The sequence below is a fragment of the Candidatus Culexarchaeum yellowstonense genome (genome assembly GCF_024707025.1).
Classification (GTDB): Archaea; Thermoproteota; Methanomethylicia; order Culexarchaeales; family Culexarchaeaceae; genus Culexarchaeum.
Genome location: NZ_JANGFQ010000072.1, coordinates 1 through 7,564 on the forward strand (window position 1 = coordinate 1; position 7,564 = coordinate 7,564).

Sequence of the window (7,564 nt, forward strand, 5' to 3'; positions counted from 1 at the left end):
CTACTATGGCATTATCAACGTTTATGCTACCATACATTTCAATTAATGGCTCTAACAATACATACAAGAGGCCATAATCAGACGCCCCAACGCCCACTTCTCCAAAAGGCGTTCTAACCACAACCTCTCCATCTAAGCCGTATAAATCATAACCACTCCATATCATACGCCTAACGAAACGAAAACAACTATTAGAATTTATAGGGATGCCTTTATATTGGTATTTCAAACCTAATGTACGTCTAAGGACCTCCCTTAAAGTTACTTTCAATCCCAACGTATTTAACGTAAACACAAGACCCTTCAACATATTCCCTGCCACAAACACTAATTAGATGAGAATGTTTACTTAAAAGGTAAAGCATCATAAGACCGATAAAATAAAAATTAGAATTCTGCTAGTCGCTTATGAATACCAGCGACTAATCATAAAAATAAGGCATTATTAAAATACCATAACAATTATAAGCTAACTGTAACTACGCTACTTTTAGATGACTGAAATCTCTTTCATCACATTCACTAGGAATTCGGCACATAGGCTTAAAGGATTGCTTGAACATGTAAAGGATATTGTTGATGAAATTATCGTTGTAGATGGTTATAGCACCGACGAAACTGTGGATATTGCAAGAAGCTATGGTGCAAAAATATATGAAAGAAAGCCATGGGGATATCCCGATCCAGATCGTATGTTCGCATTAAAACAAGCATCATATGATTGGATACTCATGTTGGATGATGATGAAAGACTTTGTAATAAGTTGAAGATTGATTTAAGAGAAATCATCGAAAAGTGCTCTATAGAAGGTTTTGTGGCAATAGATTTGCTTAGAATGAATCTTTCAAAATGCAACAGAATAATACTTGCACCATATTTTCCTGATAGAGTGTTAAAGATATTCAAAAAAGATGGAGTAATTTTCACAGGGAGAGTTCATGATGGACCAAAAGTCTTTGGGAGAACCTATCATCTGCCAGAGAAATACTACTTGATTCACTTACCATATCATGAAGATGGATGGTTGAAGAAGATGATCATATATGCATATTTTCAATGTATACAGTATGATTATATAACTGGAGGAAACAAATTGAGACAAGCTTTCATTCACTCATTACCACTTACTACAATACCCTACTACCTATATTTATTATCAACATTTGTGATGAAGAAGGTGCCTATAAATGCTCTTTCCCTAAAATATACTTGGAGAAGAGCCTTCTATGATAGCGTACTACAAATCCTTATGAAGACAAGGAGTGATACTAGAAGAAGAATCGCAAAAGAATTCTCTAAAGTTGGATTTTCACAATTATTAAAATTATGATGATATACAAACTATTTATGGGATGTAGAAATTTGAGGGAGAAGCTGGATGATTGAAAAGCTAAAAATAGCTGTGATAGGGAATCCCTTTCAATTTTTAGGTGGAGGTCAGAGGCGAACATATGAAGTACTAAAACATTATTCAGAATTAGGTGCTGACGTAATACTTTACATTCCCACATCTCAATTAATATTAACTCGGGCATTGCAAAAATACTTCCACATCAACAAAAAAGATCTCTATGAGGATTTAGAGAGTCTGGAGAGGTGTGGTGTATACATTCATGAAAATACATTAACATATTTGGAGAAAGTAGACAAGCAAGTTGTAGAATATCTCGATGTTTTAAGGAAAGGAGGTTTAATATGGATTCTCAACAATTTCAAGAGACTGATACCCCCTAACGATAGGAACGCTGTAGTGTCTATAAAAACCCTTTTGAAAAATGACGAAACATTTATGAAGACAATGTCGAAAGTGCATACAGTATATGTAATGGATAACTTCTTGGATATGATACAAATCGGACAATTTCTCTCCCAAACCATTAAAGTGCCACTTTTTATCCTACTACAGTCCATACCAGTTAGTTCTTTGAAAAATTTCGTGAAAAATGAGTGGATCAATAACGTTGTTCTCAGCGAGAAATCTTCCTTAAGGACATTACTCAGAATTACTATTCGGGCTTTAGAACAAAATTATTTCAAGTATAAAACGCTATTCACTTACAATAATGCTAGTGAAACATTAGCAGCATTATTTTCGGTTTCGGAGGCACCTATTAAACTGTCAAACCTGGACATATGGGCGTCTCGCAACAATATACCCATCAAAATACTTGTACCAGGGAATGCTGTAAGCCAAGACATTGAAGAATACTATAAAGAAAGGGAAAGAATTCTCAAATTGAAAGAAGACTACGCAATATTCTATGCAAGGCTTGGAGTAAACAAGGGGGTTTTGGAAATACCTCTCATTGCTAAAAAACTTGAAAAGGCAGGGTACAAACTTATCCTCATAGGCAAATTTGATAGTGTTAATGCTAAAACAAGATTTGAAAAGATGTGTAAAGAATTAAATGTTAAAAATGTAGAATACATGGGTTATTTACCGGATAAGAAGTTGTGGGAAATAGTTGCTAAGAGCAAAGTGCTGATATATCCTTCACATTACGATACATTTTCCTTAGTAATACTGGAATCATTGTGCTTAGGAACCTCGGTCGTCGCATACAACATTCCAGCTATTACAAGCATCTATAGAAATTTACCTGCCGTGAGAATTGTAGAGGAGTATGACTATAAAAATATGGCCGAAAAAGCAATAGAAATACTGAAGATGGATCTAAACAAATTCCGTGAAGAACATACTGATAGAAATCTGCTGTCCTTTCTATATCTTCATTGTTCATGGAGGAATGTTGCTAGAGAAGAAATAGATACGATTCGGAAATTCATAGGTTCAAACACCCAATAAGCCATGAAGTAAAATTAAAGGAGGATATATTAATCATCATTAAACCTAACAAAATTAGCAATTACATCCAGCTAATTCTTCAAATCCAACGATATCGAAAAATACAATTCCTTAAAAATTCTATCATTTCGAGGACCCTTTATCATAACTCAATACCATAGAACGTAATTGGCATGGTGATGACTATGGTTTTACGGAGCTGAAACCGGGAATTACTTTTTATAGTAAAACTTGTTTAGAATGAGCTGGTAAAGCATTCCAGCGGTTCTGATATCTTGCCTCATTAATTCTATGACTGGGAGGATTATTCTTTCCCTTAACTTGAGACCGTGTACCTTCATGTACCTTCTTAGATAATAGGCGTATACCAGCAGTTGTAATAATGGTAATAGTAGACTTATGGTTAACACTATGTTTTTTAATTTCCATAGTTTCTCCATGTCGGGATATTTCTTAGAGATTAACACGTAGCTTCTTCCGTATCTGAAGTTTATTTTTATGATTCTAGCTCGCTCTAAGTGTATAGCGTAGTGGTTTAGGTATGATAGCTTGTAGCCAGCTTTCCTTATCTTATAGCTTATGTCACTATCCTCTTTTGCTAGATTGAAGAATTCATCGAATCCTCCAACTTCTTCAAGTACCTTTCTTTTAAAGACTGTGCATGCCGTATGTAATGCCACAGCTTCTGCTGGGTATGGTGGGTCTAGATGATGTAAATGTATTGCAAGATTCTTTTCTTGAAAAAGTCCAAATAATCCCTTATCCAGCGATATTGGCTTCAGCTTAGCGGATACAGCTCCAAGTTTTTCATCCCTCTCTAAAAGTTTAATAGCATCTATTAAGAACCTTCTATTCAATATGACGTCACTATCCAACATGACGATGTAATCTGCGGATGATGAACGCCACCCAATATCTCTAGCATACCCTAAACCTCTACCCTCATCATACAATATTTTAATGTTCAATCCCCCACTATACTGTTTAACTATTTCCAATGTATTGTCAGTTGAACCCCCATCAACTATAATTACCTCCACATCCATTTCATCTCTAAGCTTTGAAACCTCTGATAAACACTTATTTAATGTTCTCCCAGAATTTTTCGTTAGTATTACGAATGCCACCTTCATTTAAATTCAGAATACCATATTAAGTTAAAATATTTAAAAATGATTACTTTTATAATTTAAATTATTGAAAGGATGTTTTAGGGAACCATTCCATAAATCGATTTAGGAGTGAATGTTATGGATGATGAAGATGAAGTTAGGATTTTAATATTGGATGCCCTCTGGAGAGAGAAAGAGCATGAGGATGTTTCCGTGATACTTGGCGGTCTTCAACTGCATCAAAGAGTTTTAGAATACTTGAATGAGAAAGCGTTTACTATTGGAGTATCTTCCTACCCACCAGTCTTTAAGCATAGAGTAACATACTCAGTAAAGCAAGGTTTCAGTAGGCCTTTGAGATTGGAGTACTATAGGTATTTAGTTAAGCTTTTAATAACATTTTGGAAGATCGTATTGCGCCATAAGCCTCATGTAATCTATAATCCTGGCGTGGGATGGCATAACGATTGGCTTGCCCTCTTTGCAAAACTAACTGGACTAAAGGTTGTATCATACTTCCACCATTACGCATTACCTGGGGGCAAGGTCATATATCCAAGAAGTATACTGGATCTACCAGCATTAACAAAAATGTGCAGAGAAATTAGGATGAGGGGAATGTTCCCATTCTTTAAATTGATAGATTATTTGACATTAATCCAACAGTTAAAATATGTTGATATAGTTTTCACGGGAACAAATTTTGGATTTGAGCAGCTTAGGAGGATGGGGAGGAAGAGAGATGTAATTCTCACGGGAATAGGGGTAGACCTAGAAGAGTTTAATGAGCCTCCTCCACCGGATGAGGAGAAGATTTGGGATGGATTATTCGTTGGCAGGATGGCTCCAGAAAAGGGCATATACGATCTATTGACCATTTGGAGAAGAGTTGTGGATGTAATACCAAATGCTAAACTAGCAGTTGTAGGTAAGGTTATTCAACCACACTACGATAAATGGATGAAGACAATTAAAGAGCTCAAACTGGAGGGGAATATAGTTCATTTAGGGGAGCTTGAGAGAAGAGAGCTTATAAAGACATATTATAAGGCCAAGATATTCGTATTCCCATCAAGGATGGAGGGGGCAGGTATAGTGATTGCTGAAGCCATGGCAGCAGGATTACCAGTAGTAGCCTATACGCTTCCAGCATATAAGTCACTCTACGCCAATGCTCCACTAATATACCTTTGCAACTCACTAGAATCGTTTTCAGACAAAATAATTACGTTACTGAAGGATGACAACCTAAGAAGACAAGGTATAGAGAATAGGAACTTCGCACTACAGAACTTTAACTGGGAGAGAGTTTCTGAGAGAATATATGCTGGATTAATGAAAGTTGCAAGCATTAATGATAAAGATAACATTTAATAATTGTCTAATATTGTCATGATCAAGCTCTTGCATCTCCTCATTTATTATGAAACTAAATCCACTATTTTGCCTATTTGACGAAGCCGAATGAATGAAATAAAACCAGGTTATATATCTTAGTTTTTCCATAAAATTACGTTACATCCAATATCTATTTGTAGTGTTTTTGCTGCGTTTCCTTGGTTTATTGATATTTCTAGTGTTTCTCCACTTCCAATTATTGTTAGTGGTTGGTTTGGTGGCACTTCGGCATATGATTTGCATAGTTTTAGTTTCATGGTTTTTTCGCCTATTTTTACGTTTATTGTGTCGCCTTCGGTTATTCCTATTTCTTGTAGGTTTTTTGTTGTTATGTTTGTTATTATGTTTCCGAAGTCGTCTATGTGTATTACTTCTCCCTCTATGGTTTTATTGGTTGTTTTTGGTTTTGTGTAGCTTGGTTTTGTTGGGTCTTTTATTTCTGGTCCGAATTCGCTTGGTGGTACTCCTCTTGCTAGGTGTGCTGCTGTTGGGCTGAATATGTCTCTTCCATGGAATGTTCTTGAGGTTGTTTGTAGCATGTATTTTTTGTTGGTTATTTGGTATATGTGTTTTATTCCATCCATTTCTGCTGCCATCATTAGTATTCCATTGTCTGGTCCAACGTAGAATGCTCTTTCTGATTCAACTATTATTGCACGTCTCTCACTTCCAACTCCTGGGTCTACTATTGCCACGTGTATTGTCCCCTTTGGGAAGTATCTTGATGCTCTTGCAAGTAGGTATGCACCCATCCTCACATCGTATTTCCGCACTTCATGGGATATGTCAATTATGTTGGCTTCTGGGCATATGGATAGTATTACAGCCTTCATCTCAGCAACATATGAATCTCTTAAACCGAAATCCGTAAGCAAGGTTATTATTGGTCTAAATGTCATGGGGGTTCATGGAAATTTTGGGGTAGGTGTTTAATAAAGGTTAAGTTTAAGCATTGGCTTTTTGATAACTAAGGGGGGATAGTTGTTTAGGGGGGTTAGTAATGGTATACTTCACCCTAGAACCTAAGAGGAGGAGGGAGGATTTCTACGATATGGAGGATGAGCTTAACGATTTCGTAAATTCGTTGGGTAGGTTTAGGTTTATAATTGTTGGGGGGTTGAGGAGGTATGGTAAGACTTCACTAATATTGACTGGATTGAATGTGGCTAATGTTAGGTATTTGTTCTTGGATTGTAGATTGCTGAGCTCTGCCAAAGCATCCTTTGATAACCTTTTAAGTATGATTGAAGTTGAGGTTAGTAGGAATAGTTGGGCTAAGAAGCTTATTAAGGGTATGGACTACTTTGAGGTTGGTGGAGTTATCAGGTTTAAGTTCAGAAGACCTGACGTTTTACTTGACATCTTTGAGAATTTGGGGGATACCATTGTAGTTTTTGATGAAGTTCAGGAATTGAGGAATTTGAAGTTTAGGTTTGATGGATTCCTAGCATATGCATTGGATCATTTTGACGTTAGAATTGTGGTTTCAAGTTCGGAGGCTGGTTTGCTAAATAAATTCTTGAGGGTTGAGGATCCTGAAGCACCACTCTACGGTAGGCCATATAAACTCATAGAGCTTAAACCATTAACTAGGGATGCCGCAATAGACTTCCTCAAGAAGGGGTTTGAACAGGAGGGGTTAGATGTGGATGATGAATTGATCAGTGAAGCTGTGGAGAATTTCAATGGAATTATAGGTTGGCTAACATACTTTGGATATAATTATGCGAGGGGTTTGAGATCCATGAATTCAATAATTGATGCTGCAATCAACATGGTTTTAGCTGAAGTTGAACATTTCCTTGAAACTAGGGGTGTTGGTAGGGGTAGGTATAGTGAAGCTTTGAAGACAATTTCAGTTATGGGGAGATGCTCATGGAGTGAAGTTAAGAGGATGTTGGAAGCTAAACTTGGACGCATACCAGACACTACACTAGCAAATATACTTAGAAGTTTGATGGATTATGGATTAATAGTTAAGGTTGATGGCGAATACATGATCACAGATCCAATTCTCCGCAGAGCCGTTATGAGGATTTAAATGAAATCTTTTTCTTTAGGGGTTTTGTAAGTTCAATTGTTCATGTGGGGTTTCATATGAGGGTTTTGATGTGGATTACATTTCCACTGAGAATACTGTTCATATACCTGTTAAGGGGTTGTATAATCCAAGCTTCTCATTCTCATCTTTCTGGAAGGGGTTGTATAGGAGGGTTTTGGGTGTTGAGTATGATGTTGTCCATGCAC

The 7,564-nt window shown here is 36.5% G+C and carries 7 protein-coding genes; 4 read left to right on the forward strand and 3 right to left on the reverse strand.

Annotation, left to right across the window (positions count from 1 at the left end; translation table 11 throughout):
- On the reverse strand, positions 1-310 hold a 310-nt coding region (locus tag MRT15_RS07855), incomplete at its 3' end, for a hypothetical protein (protein WP_304329518.1).
- A 184-nt stretch (positions 311-494) separates the two neighbouring features.
- Between MRT15_RS07855 and MRT15_RS07860 the strand changes: the two genes are divergently transcribed.
- Positions 495-1,331, forward strand: coding sequence for a glycosyltransferase family 2 protein (locus MRT15_RS07860; protein ID WP_304329520.1), 837 nt, complete (start codon positions 495-497; stop codon positions 1,329-1,331).
- Between the two features lie 48 nt (positions 1,332-1,379).
- Entirely contained in the window at positions 1,380-2,807 is a 1,428-nt protein-coding gene (locus tag MRT15_RS07865) for a glycosyltransferase (RefSeq protein ID WP_304329521.1), read from the forward strand.
- A gap of 212 nt (positions 2,808-3,019) precedes the next feature.
- Here the strand turns inward: MRT15_RS07865 and MRT15_RS07870 are convergent, their stop codons facing one another.
- Complete coding sequence (locus tag MRT15_RS07870; RefSeq protein WP_304329523.1) at positions 3,020-3,940, reverse strand: glycosyltransferase family 2 protein; 921 nt, start codon at positions 3,938-3,940, stop codon at positions 3,020-3,022.
- A 117-nt stretch (positions 3,941-4,057) separates the two neighbouring features.
- Here MRT15_RS07870 and MRT15_RS07875 point away from each other — a divergent pair, with 117 nt between their 5' ends.
- On the forward strand, positions 4,058-5,293 hold the full coding sequence (locus MRT15_RS07875) for a glycosyltransferase family 4 protein (RefSeq protein WP_304329524.1): 1,236 nt from the start codon (positions 4,058-4,060) through the stop codon (positions 5,291-5,293).
- A gap of 119 nt (positions 5,294-5,412) precedes the next feature.
- On the opposite strand, the gene MRT15_RS07880 is transcribed toward MRT15_RS07875, so the two are convergent.
- Positions 5,413-6,216 (reverse strand): S-adenosyl-l-methionine hydroxide adenosyltransferase family protein, encoded by an 804-nt coding sequence (locus MRT15_RS07880; RefSeq protein WP_304329525.1) that lies wholly within the window; start codon positions 6,214-6,216, stop codon positions 5,413-5,415.
- Between the two features lie 101 nt (positions 6,217-6,317).
- On the opposite strand from MRT15_RS07880, the gene MRT15_RS07885 reads away from it, so the two are divergent.
- Positions 6,318-7,358, forward strand: coding sequence for an ATP-binding protein (locus MRT15_RS07885; protein WP_304329526.1), 1,041 nt, complete (start codon positions 6,318-6,320; stop codon positions 7,356-7,358).
- Positions 7,359-7,564 lie beyond the last annotated feature (206 nt).